The organism is Sporolactobacillus terrae (genome assembly GCF_019930545.1).
Lineage (GTDB): Bacteria > Bacillota > Bacilli > Bacillales > Sporolactobacillaceae > Sporolactobacillus > Sporolactobacillus terrae.
This window is the reverse complement of record NZ_CP082837.1, coordinates 1157041-1176075: the sequence shown is the minus strand read 5'-3', so window position 1 is coordinate 1176075 and position 19035 is coordinate 1157041. Positions and strand designations below refer to the sequence as shown.

Annotated in this window: 19 protein-coding genes; 11 read left to right on the top strand and 8 right to left on the bottom strand. The window is 43.3% G+C overall.

The window, feature by feature from the left end; all coding sequences use genetic code 11:
* Positions 1-80 precede the first annotated feature (80 nt).
* On the top strand, positions 81-1361 hold the full coding sequence (locus K7399_RS05370) for a condensation domain-containing protein (protein ID WP_028975606.1): 1281 nt from the start codon (positions 81-83) through the stop codon (positions 1359-1361).
* A gap of 30 nt (positions 1362-1391) precedes the next feature.
* Here the strand turns inward: K7399_RS05370 and K7399_RS05365 are convergent, their stop codons facing one another.
* The 3 genes from K7399_RS05365 to gpmA all read right to left on the bottom strand — a co-directional run bounded on the left by K7399_RS05365 (position 1392) and on the right by gpmA (position 3925).
* Entirely contained in the window at positions 1392-1679 is a 288-nt protein-coding gene (locus K7399_RS05365) for a hypothetical protein (RefSeq protein ID WP_128166725.1), read from the bottom strand.
* 147 nt (positions 1680-1826) lie between these two features.
* Positions 1827-3173 (bottom strand): MATE family efflux transporter, encoded by a 1347-nt coding sequence (locus K7399_RS05360; RefSeq protein WP_028975604.1) that lies wholly within the window; start codon positions 3171-3173, stop codon positions 1827-1829.
* A gap of 53 nt (positions 3174-3226) precedes the next feature.
* Positions 3227-3925 carry a 2,3-diphosphoglycerate-dependent phosphoglycerate mutase gene (gene gpmA, locus K7399_RS05355; RefSeq protein ID WP_028975603.1) on the bottom strand — a complete coding sequence of 233 codons (699 nt, stop codon included), beginning with the start codon at positions 3923-3925 and terminating at the stop codon, positions 3227-3229.
* A gap of 200 nt (positions 3926-4125) precedes the next feature.
* Here gpmA and K7399_RS05350 point away from each other — a divergent pair, with 200 nt between their 5' ends.
* Both K7399_RS05350 and K7399_RS05345 read left to right on the top strand, forming a co-directional pair.
* Positions 4126-4626 (top strand): Lrp/AsnC family transcriptional regulator, encoded by a 501-nt coding sequence (locus K7399_RS05350; RefSeq protein ID WP_028975602.1) that lies wholly within the window; start codon positions 4126-4128, stop codon positions 4624-4626.
* Positions 4626-5792: an aminotransferase gene (locus tag K7399_RS05345; RefSeq protein ID WP_028975601.1), complete on the top strand. Its 1167-nt coding sequence runs from the start codon at positions 4626-4628 to the stop codon at positions 5790-5792. Before K7399_RS05350 ends, K7399_RS05345 begins: the two co-directional genes overlap by 1 nt.
* Before the next feature lie 134 nt (positions 5793-5926).
* Here the strand turns inward: K7399_RS05345 and K7399_RS05340 are convergent, their stop codons facing one another.
* Positions 5927-6577 (bottom strand): histidine phosphatase family protein, encoded by a 651-nt coding sequence (locus K7399_RS05340; RefSeq protein WP_028975600.1) that lies wholly within the window; start codon positions 6575-6577, stop codon positions 5927-5929.
* A gap of 216 nt (positions 6578-6793) precedes the next feature.
* Between K7399_RS05340 and htpG the strand changes: the two genes are divergently transcribed.
* From htpG to K7399_RS05325, 3 genes are all read left to right on the top strand, one after another.
* Entirely contained in the window at positions 6794-8677 is a 1884-nt protein-coding gene (gene htpG / locus K7399_RS05335) for a molecular chaperone HtpG (protein ID WP_028975599.1), read from the top strand.
* Positions 8678-8895: 218 nt separating this feature from the next.
* On the top strand, positions 8896-9996 hold the full coding sequence (locus K7399_RS05330) for a DmpA family aminopeptidase (protein WP_028975598.1): 1101 nt from the start codon (positions 8896-8898) through the stop codon (positions 9994-9996).
* Positions 9997-10057: 61 nt separating this feature from the next.
* Positions 10058-10897, top strand: a complete 840-nt coding sequence (locus K7399_RS05325) for a fructosamine kinase family protein (protein ID WP_028975597.1) — start codon at positions 10058-10060, stop codon at positions 10895-10897.
* 251 nt (positions 10898-11148) lie between these two features.
* Here the strand turns inward: K7399_RS05325 and K7399_RS05320 are convergent, their stop codons facing one another.
* Both K7399_RS05320 and K7399_RS05315 read right to left on the bottom strand, forming a co-directional pair.
* The gene (locus K7399_RS05320) at positions 11149-11583 is read right to left on the bottom strand and encodes a YrvL family regulatory protein (protein WP_028975596.1); all 435 of its coding nucleotides are present in this window, start codon (positions 11581-11583) and stop codon (positions 11149-11151) included.
* A 206-nt stretch (positions 11584-11789) separates the two neighbouring features.
* Positions 11790-12680, bottom strand: coding sequence for an SDR family oxidoreductase (locus K7399_RS05315; RefSeq protein WP_028975595.1), 891 nt, complete (start codon positions 12678-12680; stop codon positions 11790-11792).
* Between the two features lie 202 nt (positions 12681-12882).
* Here K7399_RS05315 and K7399_RS05310 point away from each other — a divergent pair, with 202 nt between their 5' ends.
* The 3 genes from K7399_RS05310 to K7399_RS05300 all read left to right on the top strand — a co-directional run bounded on the left by K7399_RS05310 (position 12883) and on the right by K7399_RS05300 (position 15059).
* A complete protein-coding gene (locus tag K7399_RS05310) occupies positions 12883-13182 on the top strand; it encodes a hypothetical protein (RefSeq protein ID WP_028975594.1) in 300 nt (99 codons plus the stop codon).
* Between the two features lie 258 nt (positions 13183-13440).
* A complete protein-coding gene (locus K7399_RS05305; protein ID WP_028975593.1) occupies positions 13441-14424 on the top strand; it encodes a YeiH family protein in 984 nt (327 codons plus the stop codon).
* Positions 14425-14540: 116 nt separating this feature from the next.
* Positions 14541-15059: a MerR family transcriptional regulator gene (locus K7399_RS05300; RefSeq protein WP_028975592.1), complete on the top strand. Its 519-nt coding sequence runs from the start codon at positions 14541-14543 to the stop codon at positions 15057-15059.
* A 187-nt stretch (positions 15060-15246) separates the two neighbouring features.
* Here the strand turns inward: K7399_RS05300 and K7399_RS05295 are convergent, their stop codons facing one another.
* Positions 15247-15522 (bottom strand): GNAT family N-acetyltransferase, encoded by a 276-nt coding sequence (locus tag K7399_RS05295; protein WP_028975591.1) that lies wholly within the window; start codon positions 15520-15522, stop codon positions 15247-15249.
* Between the two features lie 216 nt (positions 15523-15738).
* Between K7399_RS05295 and K7399_RS05290 the strand changes: the two genes are divergently transcribed.
* Positions 15739-16068, top strand: coding sequence for a hypothetical protein (locus K7399_RS05290; protein WP_028975590.1), 330 nt, complete (start codon positions 15739-15741; stop codon positions 16066-16068).
* A 192-nt stretch (positions 16069-16260) separates the two neighbouring features.
* Positions 16261-17808, top strand: a complete 1548-nt coding sequence (locus K7399_RS05285; RefSeq protein ID WP_037562547.1) for an amidase family protein — start codon at positions 16261-16263, stop codon at positions 17806-17808.
* Positions 17809-17970: 162 nt separating this feature from the next.
* Here the strand turns inward: K7399_RS05285 and K7399_RS05280 are convergent, their stop codons facing one another.
* Positions 17971-18867, bottom strand: a complete 897-nt coding sequence (locus K7399_RS05280; RefSeq protein WP_028975588.1) for a YitT family protein — start codon at positions 18865-18867, stop codon at positions 17971-17973.
* Positions 18868-19035: the final 168 nt, after the last annotated feature.

The following is a 19035-nucleotide window of genomic DNA, read 5'->3' as shown; positions in this document are numbered from 1 at the left end:
CCAATCAAATTATATAATGAATTCATCATCATTTTGACATATGAAAAAATGTGAGAAATGTAGGAGAAAGGGTGTTGTGAATGGCGACAAAACAAAAGATTTTTGCAGCTGAGAGTTCAGACGTTAAGCACTTTATTTCCGGATTGAATAAGAAAAATGATCATTATCTGCATGCCGTCATTCATTTTGACACAACAATTGATGAACGCGTGCTCATCCAGGCCGTACATGAGTCGCAAAAATTATTTCCATTACTTTCATGCCGATACGTTGAAGCGACCGAGAATGCCTATTGGGAAGAAAGCGATTGGAGCGCAAGCGACATGGTGCATGTCGTTCAAGCAATGGATCGAGAACAGGCCGTTCAAGAACAGCTGACGCGAAAGCTCAATGAGAAAAAAGGACCGCAGCTGAGTATAGCGATTATTAGAAAGGATGAGCGAGATTCTCTAGCTGTAATCCTAAATCACATGCTCTGTGACGGTGGAGGATTTAATGACTACCTGGCCCTCTTAAGCGCACACTATTCACGTTTCATTGATGGCAGTACTTGCGCACATCCGAACGCAGATCATCTTGGTTCACGCAGCATAAAACAAGTGTTTGACGCGTTGAATGACGCACAATTGAACGAAATGAAACATGCACGATTGATGAAGCATGAACAGGATGAACGAGACTATCTTCCGCTTAAAGGGGACGAACGGCAGCCCTTTATTATGACGCATCAATTAAGTGCCAAAGCTTTTGATCAGCTGCGGGGTTACGTAAAGAGCAAGGGGGCAACCATTAACGATGCACTTTTCGCAGCTTATGTCTGTGCCTTGGCTCGAGTCATCAAGGCAGAGCAAATTATTCTCGATTGCCCGGTTAATTTGCGCAGCTATCTGCCCAAGGAGGTCAAACCAGGATTCTGTAATCTAACGTCCAACATTACTTGCATTGTTCCAAGAGATGCAGGAATTGGCTTTGATCAGGCATTAATGCAAGTGAAAAAGGTGATGGATAAGGAAAAAAAGAGCTTTAAGCCGCTGAAAGTCTATTGGGAGCTTGAGGAAACGTATCACCATCATCATCTGGATCAAGCGAAAAAACTGTTTCCAAGTATTTATCGCATTCCTGTTAATGGGATGACAAATATAGGGATCATTGATGAACACAAACTGCGTTTTTCGGGATTAAGCATTCGTGATGTTTTTATTTCTGGATCGATAAAGTATGCACCTTATTTCCAAATTGCGGTGACCACATTTCAGAAAAGAATGACGTTCGCAACGAACTTTTACGGAACAAACGAAGATAAAGCATGTATCGATTCATTCATCACGAATTTGATCAACCATCTTCCCATTCAATCATAAAAAAAGAAATGAGAGCCAATTTTGGCTCTCTTATTCGTTATGGAAACGATACTGGTTGATCGCGGTGCTGCTAATGGTCAGTGTGTCTTGAGAAGCGATCGACTGTTGCACATGAATTTGGTTAATCTGTCGATTCAGGGCACCAATTTTCACAGCAATTTGATTTAATTTTCTTTGATCCGTTACATCCTTGGTTGAGAAATGAGTTCGATCTTCCTCGTATTGCCAAGCCCTTTTTTCTTGTTCCAGTGCTTTTAATTGGTTATATGTATTCTTTAACGACTGACCGGTAGTGATCACTGTACGAACCTGAGGCACCTGCATCCCACCCGTCCCACCTCTCCTGACTCTATTGACTTCATTATAGGCCATGATCTTTTTATGAGAAGGGACGAACGATCTATTTTTTATTTGGTTCATTACCCAAAAGAAGCATCACTTAGGGCCTAAACAGCAGAGGGCGCACTATTCGTTTTGAGCACTTTTGATGCGCTTGAACAATTTCCGGAAACAATAATAGAGAAACAATGCTTTTACCGTCAAATCAATCCCTTGGGCAATCCAAATTCCGGCAATGCCCATTCCGCCCTTTACACCGAGCAGATAAATAAACAGAACGCGAATGCCCCACATACCGATTGCTGTACTATACAGCGGTGTTTTCGTATCACCTGCTCCTTGAAGCGCGCCGGCGAGCACAAGGCCGACGGCAAGTGGGGGCATGAAAAAGGCATCGATCCGCATCGCCAATGTAATCATTGATGCCGTATGAACCTGTCCAGTAAACCAGAACGCCATAAAAGGCGTTAAAAAGAATAACAGCACGCCAGTGATACTCATAATTGCAACCGAAATGAGTACAGTTAATCGCCCATAGGAATAGGCAAGAGCATATTTTTTCGCACCGAGCTGCTTACCGACGAGCACCGTTGCAGCGACACTTAACCCAAGCCCAGGCAGATAAGCAAATGTTTCGATGTTTTCGGCAATTGCGTTGGCAGCATAAATCTCTGTTCCCATATGAACGATTAAACCGAGATAAACCACTTGACCCAGCCGCATAACCAGTCGTTCTCCTGTTGCAGGAATCGATAGTCGGATAATTTCGCGAGTCAATGTGCTGTGCTCAGACGATGTATGACGTTTAAATGAGAAATGTACGGGTGATTTTTTCATTGCAACGATTAAAAGAGCAGAACCAATCACTCGGGTCAATACGGTTGCAATCGCAGCACCGCAGACGCCGAATCCGCTAAATGAAAAAATACCGAAAATGAGTAGATAATCAAGTACAATATGAATCAGATTCATCCAGAAACTGATCATCATTGGCGAAACTGTATTTCCTGAAGCACGCAATACGTTACCTAAATGAAGCATTAACGAAATAACAAACGAAGGGGTGCCAACAATACGGAAATAGAGGGCCGCTTGACGGAGCACTTCACCATCCGCACCCATGAGCTTAAGCAACGGTTCCGCAAGGATTAGTGTAACTAAGCCAAAGATAAAGCCTGCAATCAGTGCGATCCGTGTCGATCTGCATGCGGCTTCCCGAGCCGTTTCCAGATCTCCGGCGCCGATATGCTTCGCAATCAGTGATGAAGTTCCAATACCAATTGCCATAAACACTGCAATATAAACGGCAAGCAATGTATTTGCCACGCCGACGGCTGTAACTTCAGTCAATCCCAATCGCGCAACAAAAAGTGTATCGACAAAACCGACTACAGTTTGCAAAAGACTTTCAATCATCGCCGGAATCGCTAAAACAAGTATGTCACGGCATTTCTTCCTTAATGGTACATTCAAATCCAATCAACCAGCCTTAACCAACACAGCGCCACTCGCTGCGTAAAAATAAATTATGTTTCTTTACTGAGCAGTTCTTTTTTTGAGACAAGCGTCAACGCTTGATCAAACTCAAAGATAACCGGTACCCCTGTAGGAACATCAACATGGACAATCTCTTCATCAGACAGATTTTCAAGATGTTTTACTAATGCGCGCAATGTGTTGCGATGACTGACAACAAGCACATTATTTCCGTCACGCAGTAAAGGTGCAATCTGATCCGTCCAAAAAGGAAGGACACGATCCAATGTTGTTTTCAAACTCTCTCCTCCAGGAAGGGCGTGCGGGTCAATGTTATGATACCTGCGATCATGGACCGGGTGTCTTGGATCGGAAACATTCAACATCGGCGGAAGTGCGTCATAACTTTTTCTCCAGCGATTGACACGTTCTTTTCCTTCTTTTTCAGCTGTTTCGGCCTTGTTTAATCGCTGCAAGGCGCCATAGCTCCGTTCGTTGAGCCGCCATGACTTATGTACAGGAATCCATTCTTGATCCAATCTTTCTAATATGTAGTTTAATGATTTGATGGAACGCTTTAATACGGAAGTAAAGGCAGCGTCGAAACTCAAGTTCTGGTTAGCCAATAGAGCCCCGGCATGTTTGGCTTCTTTAATGCCTTTATTTGTCAAATCAACGTCTTCCCAGCCGGAAAACAGGTTCAATTCGTTAAATTCACTTTCTCCATGACGTACGACAACTAATTTCATGCGTATACCCTCCACACCGCGATCAAAATCAAAAAAACTTGTTACTTGTTAGTATACTTTATTGAAAATGTTTTTCCAATAATCCCGGCGACACAAAAAGGGTTGCCCGCTTTATGATAAAAAAGTGGTTCATGCGGCCAGAACGTTATATAATGTTTTTAGCTTATTTATGCAGGATCATCAAGAGAGGAATGATTAAGGTGAAACTGACCGCAACGGAAATCGAAATCGCGGGTATTTTAGAGAAAGATGCACGTCTCACGAATGATGAGCTTGCAAAAATGACGGATCTGAGTGTAGATCAAATCAGTCAAATTGTGAAAAAACTTGAAGATCAAAAAGTCATTGTTCGTTATGTATCTCTTGTTGACTGGACAAAGATTGACGGACATCAGGGTGTAACGGCAATGATTGATGTTAAAGTGACACCGAAAAGAGATGTCGGTTTCAATGAAGTTGCGAAACGGATCTATCGGCATAAAGAGGTCAAGTCCGTCTATCTGATGTCGGGAACCTACGATTTGTCGGTTCAAGTGGAGGGGCAATCGGTCAATGACGTTGCCCATTTTGTCAGTCAGAAATTATCCACAATCGAAGGAGTCATTTCAACGACAACTCATTTTGTTTTGAAGAAATTTAAGCACGATGGGACAATTTATGACTCGGATGATCGGGATAAACGAATTGTGGTGTCGCCGTAATGGTGCTGAAAACATCATATCTTGCAAATCATGTTCAAAACCTGAAACCTTCAGGAATCCGCAAATTTTTTGATGCGACTGCCGGGATGACGGATGTTATTTCGCTCGGTGTTGGAGAACCGGATTTTGTAACGCCTTGGAATGTGCGGGAAGCAGCCATTCTTTCATTGGAGGACGGCCATACTTCCTACACAGCTAATGCCGGCTTGCTGGAACTTCGTGAAGCGATTGCGAAATACGTTGACGACTATTATTGTGTTTCCTATGATCCGGCGCATGAGATTACCGTTACGGTTGGCGCAAGCGAAGCAATCGACATTGCGCTGCGTGCGATTCTCGATCCGGGGGACGAAGTATTGGTGGTTGAACCGTGCTTTGTTTCTTACGCGCCGCTCGTCACTCTAGCCGGAGGTACTCCCGTTATTGTAGCAGCAGAAAAAGAGAATGATTTTAAGGTGCAAGCCCGTCAGTTGGAAGACGCCGTCACGGAACGAACAAAAGCGATTATGATTTGTTCACCAAACAACCCAACCGGTTCCATGCTGAGCAAGGAAGAGATGGAACAGGTTGCCGGTGTTGCTGAAAAGCATGACCTGCTGATTCTCTCCGATGAAATTTATGCGGAACTCGTCTATGACGATCTATATACTAGTTTTGCCGCAATCGATGGGATGCGGGAACGGACGATTTTAGTGAGTGGTTTTTCGAAAGATATGGCAATGACCGGTTGGCGGCTCGGTTTTGTCTGCGCGCCAGCAGAGATCACGCAGGGGATGCTGAAGATCCATCAATATGCCATTATGTGTGCGTCAACCATGGCCCAATACGCCGCATTAGAAGGGTTACGCAATGGGCGATCCGATATGGCGGAAATGCGCAAAAGTTACCGTTTGCGGCGCAACTTTGTTGTTGAGTCATTGAATGAGATGGGGCTTTCTTGTTACAAACCTGAAGGCGCTTTTTATACATTCCCGAACATTGAATCAACCGGCATGGATTCCGAATCGTTTGCCAAGCGTTTGCTTCATGAGGAACGTGTCGTCGTTGTTCCCGGCAATGCGTTCGGAGACAGTGGCGAAGGGTATGTACGCTGCTCCTATGCGACGTCAATGCATCAATTGAGAGAAGCGATGAAACGTATTCGTCATTTTGTCGACAATCTTTAATCAGCAGGATTATGGGGTCATCCATTTGAAGCTGTTAACTAGTGAGCGATTGAAAGAGGAGGTCTCATGAATTCATAAGATCTCCTCTTTTTGGTTTTCATCAATTGCTTCGCTAAAATTTGTTTAAAATTTGTTTAAAATTGGTTGGTGCGTCCAATGTAGCCAAGCTGAAACTTGTTGTTTTCCAAGGTCAGTTTCGTGACACTGCAATTGGGAACTTTGTCGATCACTTGTTGATCATCGATTAGTGTGTAAACGAGACAGCAGATATATAGGGAATGGGTGACGATCAGAATGTTCGAAGCATGGGTGTGACAAAGTGTTTCTTGAAAGGACTTGATTCTCTTCTGAACGTCGGTATAGTCTTCGGCGTAATGAATTGTGTCTAAACGTTTAATTCCCGAGAGTGCTTTAATCTTACGGCCGATCGATGATTTTCTGCTCATTCCGGTTTCGCCGACAGCAGCACCTCCTTGTGCCCACATTTCATCATTGTCTGCTCCCTCAAAACGGCCAAAAGAGGCTTCACGGAGATGAATGTTTTCCTGAACCCGTGCAGTTGTGTTGTTGGAGGACATCAAAATCTGTTGCACGGTTTGCCGGGCACGCCCGGTATCGCTGCAGAAGGCGCTATCGAAATGGATGCCAGCCTTCCCAAATCTATTTCCTAAGTCAATTGCCTGATCCGTACCCTTTTGTGTTAAAGGGGAATCTGCCCACCCTTGTGAGCGATTAAGCAAGTTTAATAGTGTTTCGCCATGGCGAACAATATAAAGTGTTTTCATTCATTCACCCTCAATTTGTATAACTTTCTTTTGCGATTGTATCATGGATAAGAAAAATAGGTAAACGTTTTATTAGGGAAACAGCGCATCACCATTCATTTGACAAAACCGTTCGTATAGGCTATAAAAAGAGTGTTAGCACTCTTTGCTATAGAGTGCTAATCTTTGCGTAGGAAAACTCATTCACATAGAGGTTCACGAGAAAGGGGATTACTGATGGCAGTAAAAGAATTTAAGGCAGAATCCAAAAAATTGATGGAAATGATGATCCACTCGATCTATTCTCAGAAAGAAATCTTTTTGAGAGAGCTCATTTCTAACGCCAGCGATGCGATTGATAAGATCTATTATCGCGCGCTCACCGATGACGCAATTAATTTTGACAAAGACCATTACTCTATTGAAATCAAAACGGATAAAGAAAACCGTACGTTAAAAATCTCCGATACCGGGATTGGCATGACTGAGGAAGATCTGGAAGAAAATTTGGGCACGATTGCGCAAAGCGGTTCCTTAAAATTCAAATCGGAAAATGAATCGAAAGACGACCATGACATTATCGGTCAATTCGGTGTCGGCTTCTATTCGGCATTCATGGTAGCAGATAAGGTAACCGTAATCAGTAAAGCGCTGGATAGCGATCAAGCATTTAAGTGGGAATCGGAAGGCATCGACGGCTACACCCTCACAACCGCGGACAAGGACTCGGTGGGTACCGATATCATTTTGACCCTCAAGGAGGATACTGAGGATGACAAGTACAGCGAGTATTTGGAAGAATACCGTCTGCGCGAAATTATAAAGAAATATTCAGATTTCATTCGCTATCCAATTAAAATGGAAATCACTGAGAGCCGCCCAAAGAAAGACAACGACAAGGAATTTGAAGAAGTAAAAGACGTTCAAACGATTAACAGCATGGTTCCGATCTGGCGTAAAAATAAATCGGAGCTTAAACCTGAAGACTATGAAAACTTCTATAAAGAGAAGCATTATGGTTTTGACACACCGCTGCGTTACATTAATATTCAAGCAGACGGTATGATTCGCTACCATGCAATCCTCTACATTCCAGAAAACATTCCCTTCGATTACTATTCAAAGGAATATGAAAAAGGTTTGGAACTGTATTCAAACGGCGTCATGATTATGGAAAAATGTGCGGATCTGCTGCCGGACTATTTCAGTTTCGTCAAAGGAATTGTCGATTCTGAAGACCTTTCACTAAATATTTCACGCGAAATCTTGCAGCAGGACAAGCAGTTGAAATTAATTGCTAAGAATATTAATCATAAAATTAAAAAGGAACTGCAAAAACTGCTGAAAGATGATCGTGAAAAGTATGAAACATTTTTTAAAGCATTCGGTCGCCAGTTGAAATATGGCGTTTACTCAGATTTCGGTCAGCACAAGGATGATCTTCAAGACCTGCTGATGTTCTATTCGTCAACAGAAAAGAAAATGGTTACTCTGGGTGAATATGTATCACGGATGCCTGAAGAACAAAAATATATCTATTATGCGGTCGGCGATTCAATCGAAAAGATCAGTAAACTTCCGCAAACGGAACTTGTCGCAGATAAAGGATTTGAAATCCTCTACTTCACTGAAGATATCGATGAATTTGCAATCAAAATGCTTCAGAGTTATAAAGAAAAAGCATTCAAATCGGTATCCAGCAGTGATCTTGGCATTGAGGATGACTCAGAAAAGAAACAGGATGAAGCAGAAGAAAAAGCGAATAAAGGCCTATTTGATAAGATGAAAGAAGTTCTGTCTGATCAAGTAAAGGGTGTTCGTGCTTCGAAACGCTTGAAGTCATATCCGGTTTGCTTTGCAACGGAGGGTGAAGTATCGATTGAAATGGAAAAAGTATTGAATCAAATGCCGAATAATGAAAACATTAAAGCGGATAAAGTTCTTGAAGTGAATACAAATCATGACGTTTTTAAGGCTTTAAAGGCCGCTTTCGATCTAAATGACCAGAACAAGGTTGCCCTCTATACGAGTCTTTTGTATAATCAAGCGCGATTAATTGAGGGGCTTCCAATTCAAGACCCCGTCGCCTTCTCCAAAAATATCTGTGAGTTAATGGGCTGAGGCAGACGAACTCTAATTTAAGAAAGCTGTCGTTTCATGATCAACAGGAAACGACAGCTTTTTTGTGTTTCTTCAGATGATCGTTAATTCGTGTTCCGCGCGCTGCCAGTCCCTTTTCAGTGCAAAGCATTGATGCTGTTATGATAGAATGGGGAGAAATAGATCTATCTTATTTATCGAATTAATTTTTCGACCATTAAAGGAGTATGCATGCGATTATGGGGTTAAATAAGCCGCTTTATGATGAATTAAGCGTTGGCATGAAAGGACCACTAAATCTAATTACGGATGTACCCGGCGTTACAGTTGGACATTCAACAATCAAAACGGAGCAAATAAACACCGGCGTAACCGCCATTCTTCCGCAAACGAGCAACCTGTTTCAATCCAAACTCCCTGCAGCTGCGCATATAATTAATGGATTTGGCAAGAGTGTCGGTTTAATTCAGATCAATGAACTTGGCTCACTGGAAACGCCGATCTTACTGACAAACACATTTGCTGTGGGCACAGCAATGAATGCGTTGATTAAGTATATGCTGAATCAGAATGCAGACATAGGGGATACAACGTGCACCGTGAATCCGCTTGTTTTAGAATGTAACGATGGGACGATTAATGATATTCGAGCAATGGCGATTCAGGAGCTGCACGTCAATCAAGCAATCGCTTCGGTGGAACATACTTTCGCTGAAGGGGCGATCGGTGCAGGAACAGGCATGTGTTGTTACGGGCTTAAAGGCGGGATCGGCTCAGCATCGCGTCAAGTCGTCATTGATGGGCTTCCCTTTACCATTGGTTCACTTGTACTGTCGAATTTTGGGAGCCTGCGTGATTTAAATATCTACGGATGCCCAATTGGTACGAAGTTGCATCCATTTTTCAAAGAAAATGAAGAAGTGGAGAAAGGGAGCATCCTTGTTATTTTGGCAACGGATTTACCTTTGGATCATCGGCAATTAACACGGCTATGCAAACGTTCCAGTGTGGGCATCTCACGAACAGGAGCGTTTATCGGGAATGGCAGTGGAGAAATTGCACTCGCTTTCTCAACAGCAAATCGTATCCCGCATGCTTCAACTACAATGTTGACCACGCATGTGTCGCTTCACGAAAGTGTCATGGATTCGCTTTTTCGAGCGACGGCATCCGTGGTAGAAGAGTCGGTACTTAGCTCGCTTATCCATGCGGATGCAACCGTTGATCGGCAGGGCAGACCGATTCACTCATTCTGTGACGCAATGAAAGCACTTCAAGCGGAGCAGCCAGACGCGCAAGTTGCTTTTTTGATGGATAAACTTGGACTTAGCATTACGTAATCAGCAAATATTTATATACTGTGGTCGAGTTAAACATGGTACAGACAAGGAGGAACGACTCATGTTATCAAAGCAAATCATAACGCAGCTGCCCCTTAAATCGATTCATGACGTTCAATCGGTACCCGGCGGCGACATCAATGATGCATATAGCATCTATTCAGGTGATCGGCGCTACTTTTTAAAACTTCATAAGCATACCGATAACAACTTTTTCACTTCGGAAGCCACTGGGCTGGAACTGCTGAGAAAGGCCGCTCGTACGCCAAAAGTTATACATAAAGGAGTGATCGGGGCTCAGGATTACTTAATCCTTGAGTGGATTGCAGAGGGGACACGTCGGAATGAAGCAAAGCTTGGCCGCGTCCTTGCACATGTACATCGACAAACGGACACGCGATTCGGCTTTGCATTTAATAGTTACGCCGGTCAGCTGCCCCAGGATAATCGGCGTGAAAAGGATTGGGCAACCTTTTATCTTGAACGAAAACTGGGGCCGCTCATCGGTTACGCAGAAGCGCGCGGGTATTGGAATGTTACGCGTCAGCAGGCCTTTGAACGATTCGGCGAACGATTCAGCCAAACCTACAAAAACCGCACCGTGACACCAAGTCTGCTTCATGGTGATCTTTGGGGTGGAAATATTATGTATGATCGAAACGGTGATCCTGTTTTGATTGATCCGTCTGTTTTCTACGGGAACCGAGAGATGGATTTGGCGATGACGCTGCTTTTTGGAGGATTCGGATCTGAATTTTATCAAGCTTATCAAGAAGCGTATCCACTTGAAGAAGGATGGCAAGCACGCGTTCCATGGTATCAGCTGTACTATCTGCTTTGTCACTTGATCATGTTTGGCGAAGGCTATGGTGCGGCAGTTGATCGTGCGCTAAGAAGCTAAAATAAATTACAGAAATAAAATTATGTAAACATGAGAATTTAAAGGCAAACGTTCCGCTAACTGAATTGAAGCTGTTGAACGAATGCACACCTGGCCAAATCTTCACGAATCAAGTCCAGTTTTTTGGCAGAAACCAAAAACGTCTATTTTGGGATTAAGTGCGAAGATGCGAGACTCCTGAATTGCCCGCGGTCGCGCTCTGTTGATGCGTGCAACCGGAGCGCAGTATCCAATACCCTTTTGGGAAGGCCTCATATTTTGTCCCATTCCATGGCAAGATCGAGTGCGGCGAGGAACAACGAGACAATAAATTTGGTTTCCGGATGAATATAGATCCCGGTCAATTGATCATCAAGCGATGAAATGATTGCGATATTTACAAAAAATGCTGTGAGAAAAAGAAAGATCCATTTAATCTGCCATTTTTTTACTTTGAAGTAGTGAACGACATAAATAAACCCTTTGAGTACGACCTCGCCGATGAGGCTGAACGCGCAATAAAGGATCGTAAACATAAAGAGCGTATTGAAGTCATCATAATGAATCCCTAATAAATTAAATAGGCCAATAAACCCAAAATAAAGCGCACCAATTGTCATGAGAACCGTTGCAATAACGCCGATTGTGATCAGCGTTATGATTAAAGCCTTCAAGCGCAAAGGCAGTTTTTTGGGGTTGTATTTCACGCGAGACACTCCATAAATCTATGTATTCGTACAGCCATGCCAGCGTACTAAAAAAGTATAGCACAGAATGACTAATCGAAAAGTATCAAACAGCAATTCCATTCAATTTTGATGATGATCGACTTGGTGAGGAGGAAAACACGTTTAAACCCGCAGCGCACTTTTGAGCCGCGGGTTAAACGAGGAGCGTTTCCTTGTGCTTGTGATTAGGCAATAGGGATACCGCCGGTGACACCATAAACTTGTCCGGTTACATAACTGGATTCTGCTGAAGCAAGCAATACATACGCAGCGGCTAATTCTGCAGGTTGACCGGCCCTTTTGTAGATTGTGTCTTGACCGAACTTTGCAATGTTTTTTTGTAATTGTCCGCCAGCTATTTGAAGCGGCGTCCAAATGGGACCGGGAGCAACTGAATTGACGCGTATTCCTTGATGAATCAACTGTTTGGCAAGTCCTTTTGTAAACGCAACGATGGCACTTTTTGTCGGCGAATAGGCAAGCAGATCCGGGCTTGGATTGTAGGCTTCAACCGAACTTGTGGTAATAATGGAAGCGCCATTTGGCAAATGCTTTAATGCCGCTTTTACAATCCAATACATGGAGAAAACATTGGTTTCAAAATGTTTGATCAGAATATTGGATGGAATATCGCTGATGCTTTCGTATGCCTGCTGCATCCCGGCGGATAGAACAAGTATATCTAAGCCGTCCAGTGCTTTAACGGTTTGATCGATCATTTGCTGACAAAAACCTTCGTTTGTCAGATCTCCGGGAATCAGGACAGCTTTTTGACCGGCGTTTTCGATGAGCGTCTTTACTTCGTCAGCGTCGGGCTGTTCATAGGGTAAATAACTTATAGCAACATCAGCACCTTCACGCGCGTAAGCAATCGCAGCTGCTCGCGCAATTCCTGAATCTCCGCCGGTAATCAGTGCCTTCCTTCCTGTAAGCTTCCCGCTGCCCTTATAGGTCTGCTCACCGCAATTAGGAATGGGGGTCATACGCGATTGCAGGCCCGGCGCCGGCTGTTCCTGTTTCGGATAGGTGCTTGATGTGTATTCTTTTGTAGGATCATGAACGACAGTATCAACCATTTTTTCTCCTCCTTTTTTAAAGCTGCGTGAATGGTTAGAAGCCATTTTCGTTTATCCGTTATAGGATGAACCGTACGGATTGTTTTTATGTAGCAGTACTTTTCCGCCAGTATGCCAGCATAATCAAGACGCACTGCAATAAAATGAAAACAAGCTTAACATGTGAACTGCTACATCCTTAAGTTCAAAATGGGGGATTCGAATGAATAGAAAATGGGGTGTGCCTTTTCGACCTTGGATAATGCATAGTCTGATTTGTGTGCTTGCTGCTCTTGTCATCACCTTCATGGAAACGCTGCTTCATTTTAAAATTAATGTGATCGGTTTTTTGATGATATTAAGTGCAACAGCACTCGGTTTGTTACTTGTTTATCAAAACAAGCTTCAATTTAAATATTTTTTTCACGGAAAGCAGCGTAGAGCGCTGTCGACAAAACAAACGGTTTGTATCATTGCAGCGATTGTTCTGCTCATTTTCTTGGCGCCATTATTTAGCGTATGATTTTAACAGGTTTGACAAAGTAGCACTGATCACACATCGCGGTCTCGGTGTATAATCAATCTTTGGGTTTATTGAACCAAAAAAGCTTCAATAAACGAATGATGTAAACATAAATAGCTGCTCGTTTTGAAAGAGGTGTACGCTTGAGTCAATGGCATTCAAACTTAATAAGAGAGCGGGTTACTCAGCTTACCCATTCGTTCGCCCTTTCAAGGGCTTGCTTTATGTTTATTAGAAAAAAGGGGAACGATTTGATTTATGTCATCATTTATTGAAAAATTTCCGGGTATTGGACTGGCTGCTGGACTTGCTATTCCCGCATGGCTGGTCGGATCCTATTTTCCGATTGTCGGCAGTCCGGTTATCGGCATTTTGCTTGGCTTGATTCTCTCCTTTTGGAAGAGGCCGGCAGTTTGGCATCCTGGAGTTGTCTTCACGAGCAAGAAGGTCCTTCAGTATGCCATTATTCTAATGGGGTTCGGGTTGAACTTGTTCGATATCCTCCATGTTGGTGGACAAACCCTGCTCCTGATGATCTTCACCTTGACTGCAGCCTTTCTCGGTGCATATCTCGCAGGGAAGCTGCTGCGGACTGAAGGACGAACAACGACATTAATTGCTGTGGGAACGGCAATTTGCGGCGGATCAGCAATTGCGGCTGCCGCTCCGGTTATTCGTGCGAAAGATGAGGAAGTCGCGCATGCCATCTCCACAATTTTCCTTTTTAATGTCATTGCTGCTTTTTTATTTCCATTTCTAGGTCACTTATTTGGCATGAGTAATGACCAATTTGGTTTATGGGCAGGAACGGCAATTAATGATACATCGTCTGTTGTGGCAGCAGGATATACATACAGTCATGATGCGGGCAATTTGGCGGTCATTGTCAAGCTGACGCGGACCTTGATGATTATTCCGGTAACGCTGGCACTCGCATTCATTTTTGCACGAAAGAGCAGCGGACAGGCCGGATCCTATCGTTTTTCAAAAATCTTTCCTTGGTTTGTGCTTGGATTTGCAGCTGCATCCGTCATGACGACTGTTTTTTCATTACCACAAGGTTTAACGGACGCTTTGACAGTAACTGGGAAATATATGATGGTCATGGCCATGGTCTGTATCGGGCTGAATACGAACTTTGTCAAGCTGCTGAAAAACGGAATTCGACCGATCTTTCTTGGATTGATATGCTGGATTGTGCTGGCAATTGTCTCACTATTTGTCCAACATTGGCTGTTTTAATCAAATATCGTCGATAAGTCTTTGACGAATGATCGCAAAGCGAATAGGAAAAGAGGACCTCAATGTGTAACTCTATAAGTAGCATATACTTATAGACTCATTAAGGAGGGACTTTAATGCGTGCGGACGAAGAATCGATCGGTTTTTTCACAAAACTTGCTGCTGAAAAATTAGGAATTACCAAAAATAAACTCAGACATTTGACGATGGCTTTAGAAAAACATGGTTATCAATTTACACGTAATAAAAGCAATCAACGGATCTATTTCCAAGAAAATCTGGAGATGATTGAAAAATTACTCCAAAAAGTTAAAAATGATGTGACCATTGATGAGGCGGCGCAATTACTATGCAAGGCAATAGAAAAGAGTAATCTGCCAGCCATTGAAGAGACCGTACTGCCTCAGGCCCGTAAAAAAGTTTTTTTGCCCGATCCGCAAATCCATTCCATGATTGAAGAAGTTGCCGCCTCTGCGGCTGAACAGGCAGCAAATCAAGTGATGAAAAACTTTAGTACTGAACTTGAACGCAGAATTGAGCTTAGAGACAAGCAGCTGATGCTGCACTTGAGAGAGCTGACGGAAGAGAAAAAAAGGCATAAGAAAGGATTGTTTGCCAAAATCTTAGGTCAATAAAAAGACGGGGTGGCTATTGCCAACCCGTCTTTTTATCGTTACAGAAAGTATGATTTAGCTTTGCTGGTACGATGATCAGCATCCCTTCATCACGAAGTCCGTTACAGACATGAAAACGCTCCGATGCCAGCGAGAAGCTGAAGTGCCGTTCAAGCATGTTGTTGATGTAGGCATAGCCTAGTTTTTCTTATCGATGATATTCAATTGCAGCATAGTCTTTATTTCGTTTGAAGAATGCCTGTGCATAAGAACAAACGGGATTAATCTTTTTTTGGTCGTCCCTAGCTAAAGCAACAACTGCTTGAATTAATTGCTGTGCAATGCCCTTTCCGCGGTAATTCGAATCGACGAAGGTATGATTAATGCTCAATACTGCAGGTTGATCTTCAGTGAAGGTGACTTCACCAATCTCTTTGTCACCATCAAGCATATAAAAACGGTTCGTTCCTTTTTTTAATTCCATTGTCAGCCCTCGATTCTATTCTCTTTTCTTTCATTGAACCATAAATGTATCCGCTTTATCAATTGAAATGCAATCTTATTTGTCTGGAATCGCTGCTTTGTGGCAAAAGGCTCGAAAATTACGCAGATATATTGGATACTTTGTCCCTAACTTTTAAGCCGTTGGCACATAAGCTATTTATGTAAGATCAATAAAGAATCAGGAAGGAGTAATTCTATGGGTTGGAATAACTTCGTATATGGAACTCAGTCCGGTTGCGGGTGTGGAGATAATTACGGTGGTGACTATGGCCGTCGCGATCGCGATTGCGGCAAAAAATTACTGGAAGGCATTTCAAAGAATGATTTTGTTAAGGTCTTCTTGAAAAGTTCAAAACCAGTCACAGGCTATTTCGCCGGGGTTTCTAAAAATGTGTTGACTTTGTTTGACTGTGAGCGTCATTTTGTTTCCACAATCGATATCTGTCTCGATGATGTGGTTGCGATTAAATCATTCGAACCGCGCTTTAAAGACTCAGGGTGTTCACCTTACGACAAGAATGACTGAATCCGCAACAAGAGTGAACTAAACCGATATCTATTGATCGAACTTAAGGGGAATGCCTTAAGTTCTTTTTTTGAACTTAAGCTCAATGATATTGTCCATTCTTGCAAGTTTCGGTTTGAAACGGTAAGATGAGGTTAAATTTGCAGACAGGCTTTACATAAATTAAGCAAATCGATCAATGGAGTGAACCTCATGTCAAAAAAGAGAACGTTTGCCTTTGCAGCAGCCTTAACGGGTGCAGCCGCAGCAGCAGTAACTGCGGGAATGTACCTTCGTCAAGAAGCTGCAAAACGAAAACCGTTTGAAATTGAAGAAATGACGATCAGTAGAATGCAAAAAGCGTTAAAGATTGGGCAAGTGACTTCAAAAGAGCTGGTGCAGATCTACTTGGATCGTATTGAACGCTTTGATAAAGACGGGCCAACATTAAATTCGGTTTTAGAAGTGAATCCGGATGTCCTGCATGATGCGGAAGCATGCGATGTAAAACGGTCAGTTACGAAAGATGTTGGCCCTCTCTTCGGGATTCCTGTGATCGTTAAAGATAATATTAATACAGCAGGCGCGATGCACACGACCGCGGGGGCAATCGCTTTGCAGAACAATCATGCTGCAAAAGATGCTTTTGTGGTCACTCAGCTGAAAAAAGCGGGGGCAATCATTCTCGGAAAAGCAAATCTTACAGAACTTGCTAATTTTGTTTCAGAGGAAATGCCTAATGGTTACAGTTCGCTTGGTGGACAAGTCCGCAATCCGTATGGCGCGTCGTTTGATGTTGGCGGCTCAAGCAGCGGAACGGCCGCTGCGGTTGCTGCCAATTTAGCCGCTGTTGGCATCGGTACAGAGACTTCCGGTTCTATAATCTGCCCGGCCGCTTACCATTCACTAGTCGGCATAAAGCCAACGATCGGCGTGGTAAGCCGGAGCGGCATTGTGCCGATTTCACACAGTCAGGATACTGCAGGACCGATTGCGCGCACGGTGCAAGATGCCGTGCTTTTGTTCAATGCAATGACGGGAATGGATGAAGATGACGAAGAGACGATTTGGAGCCAGGGCGATGTTGCCAAAGATTATACCGTCTTTTTAAAACGCGGTGCGTTAAAGAATGCCCGTCTGGGGATTGATCGGCGCTTCTTGGATTCAGTGAGTGATGAAAAAGCCGCATTGATTAACCGTGCGCTTGACCGTATGCGTGATAAAGGTGCATATATTGTTGATCCGGCGGTCATCCCGTCAACCGATTCGTTAGAAAACCGCGAATCCTCAGTCATGCTGCAGGAATTTAAATATGATATGAATCGCTACTTACACCAATTGTCTGATGACGTTCCGGTACATACGCTCTCTGAACTGATTGCGTTCAATAAGGCGCACGCGGATCAGGCATTAGCCTATGGGCAAAGCCTATTAGAAAAGGCAGATCAGCGAAGCGGCGACCTTAGCGAGCGTCAGTATCTTGTTGACCGTGCGGAAGACTTGCGGCTGTCAAGAAAAGAAGGTATAGATGCCGTGATAAAAACGCGCAAACTGGATGCGCTGATCTTTGCTGATTATCAGGGATCGGATATTGCGGCAAAAGCCGGATATCCTTCGATTACCGTTCCCGCCGGTTATACCTCTGCCGGTGAACCGGTTGGAATCACCTTTGTCGGCATGGCGTACAGTGAACCGCGCTTAATCGAATTGGCCTATTCTTTTGAACAGGCAGCAGAAATACGAGTAAATCCGCTCCTTTAACGAAAAATAGTTTCGAGCCGCCTATGTGCACATGGGCTTCATGCGTTTAGGATTTGCCAAAAATTGTATACTTCTTATTCTGTGAGAAAAAACAGATCGAGCGATCATGCTCGATCTGTTTTTAGTTAAACCGCGTATAACTGCTCCATCGGATCATGCGTTTCATTTATTGTTTTTTTCAGGCTGCCGCTGATTTAATCCGTTATCGGCATCATTGATCGAAAATCCTTCTCCGAACACTTCATGAACGTCATTGACCGTCACAAAGGCGTTGGGATCAACTTCATGGATCAAGCTTTTTAAGCGGAACACTTCATTGGAGCTGACAACACAATACAGTATATTCATCTTCCTTCCCGTGTAGCCGCCCTTTCCGTCAATGAGCGTAACACTTCGATCGAACAATTGAATGATTTGATCCGCAATCCGATCGCTTTGTTTCGAGAAAATCATAACCGCTTTAGCGGCATAGGCACCTTTTTGAATCACATCAATCATACGCGCACCAACAAACACAGCGACCAATGTGTACATCATTTGACGATAGTCCAAGTAGCACAGTGAAAGAACAATGATGACCGCGTCAAGTACAAGCATCGTTTTGCTCATCGCCCACCCATATTTTTTATGGGTAATTCGAGCAATGATATCCGTGCCGCCGGTAGTTCCCCCATAGCGAAAAATGATTCCCAGTCCACTGCCGATGAAAGCGCCGGCAAAGAGCGCAGCAAGGAGAAGATCATGCTTTAATGAAAAATCAAAGGTAATCCAATGCTGAAAGATAAAAAGGAACACGGAGAGGGAGAACGTTCCAATCAATGTATAAATAAATTCATTTCTCCGAAAGAATCGCCAGCCCGCGAAAAATAATGGAATATTAATCACAATATTGCTTACAGCAGGATCAAACGATAATAAATTATATAAAATCAGGTTAATGCCGGTAACCCCGCCCTCGGCCAATGTATTTTTCATATTGAAATTCACTAACCCAAATGAAAACACGGCTGCCCCAAGCAGAATAAAGAGAATATTTTTTGCTTGTAAATTGAGTTTCATGTACCTACAGCCCTTTCGTATCAAAGTCGCAACCTTAATCATACGGTTTACAAAATAATACTTCAATACACATGAGGCAGCAATTATAAAAACAATTGCTTTGTATGATTTTCATCGGGTGGAAAACAGTGGTATAATCCAACTGCAATTAGTGTTTTTTTTTGGCAT

Coding starts and splice junctions, on each gene's coding strand:
- K7399_RS05370 (WP_028975606.1), top strand. CDS start 81: ATGGCGACAAAACAAAAGATTTTTGCAGCTGAGAGTTCAGACGTTAAG.
- gpmA (WP_028975603.1), bottom strand. CDS start 3,925: ATGAAATTAGTTGTCGTACGTCATGGAGAAAGTGAATTTAACGAATTG.
- K7399_RS05345 (WP_028975601.1), top strand. CDS start 4,626: ATGGTGCTGAAAACATCATATCTTGCAAATCATGTTCAAAACCTGAAA.
- K7399_RS05340 (WP_028975600.1), bottom strand. CDS start 6,577: ATGAAAACACTTTATATTGTTCGCCATGGCGAAACACTATTAAACTTG.
- htpG (WP_028975599.1), top strand. CDS start 6,794: ATGGCAGTAAAAGAATTTAAGGCAGAATCCAAAAAATTGATGGAAATG.
- K7399_RS05330 (WP_028975598.1), top strand. CDS start 8,896: ATGGGGTTAAATAAGCCGCTTTATGATGAATTAAGCGTTGGCATGAAA.
- K7399_RS05325 (WP_028975597.1), top strand. CDS start 10,058: ATGTTATCAAAGCAAATCATAACGCAGCTGCCCCTTAAATCGATTCAT.
- K7399_RS05315 (WP_028975595.1), bottom strand. CDS start 12,680: ATGGTTGATACTGTCGTTCATGATCCTACAAAAGAATACACATCAAGC.
- K7399_RS05310 (WP_028975594.1), top strand. CDS start 12,883: ATGAATAGAAAATGGGGTGTGCCTTTTCGACCTTGGATAATGCATAGT.
- K7399_RS05305 (WP_028975593.1), top strand. CDS start 13,441: ATGTCATCATTTATTGAAAAATTTCCGGGTATTGGACTGGCTGCTGGA.
- K7399_RS05300 (WP_028975592.1), top strand. CDS start 14,541: ATGCGTGCGGACGAAGAATCGATCGGTTTTTTCACAAAACTTGCTGCT.
- K7399_RS05295 (WP_028975591.1), bottom strand. CDS start 15,522: ATGGAATTAAAAAAAGGAACGAACCGTTTTTATATGCTTGATGGTGAC.
- K7399_RS05290 (WP_028975590.1), top strand. CDS start 15,739: ATGGGTTGGAATAACTTCGTATATGGAACTCAGTCCGGTTGCGGGTGT.
- K7399_RS05285 (WP_037562547.1), top strand. CDS start 16,261: ATGTCAAAAAAGAGAACGTTTGCCTTTGCAGCAGCCTTAACGGGTGCA.
- K7399_RS05280 (WP_028975588.1), bottom strand. CDS start 18,867: ATGAAACTCAATTTACAAGCAAAAAATATTCTCTTTATTCTGCTTGGG.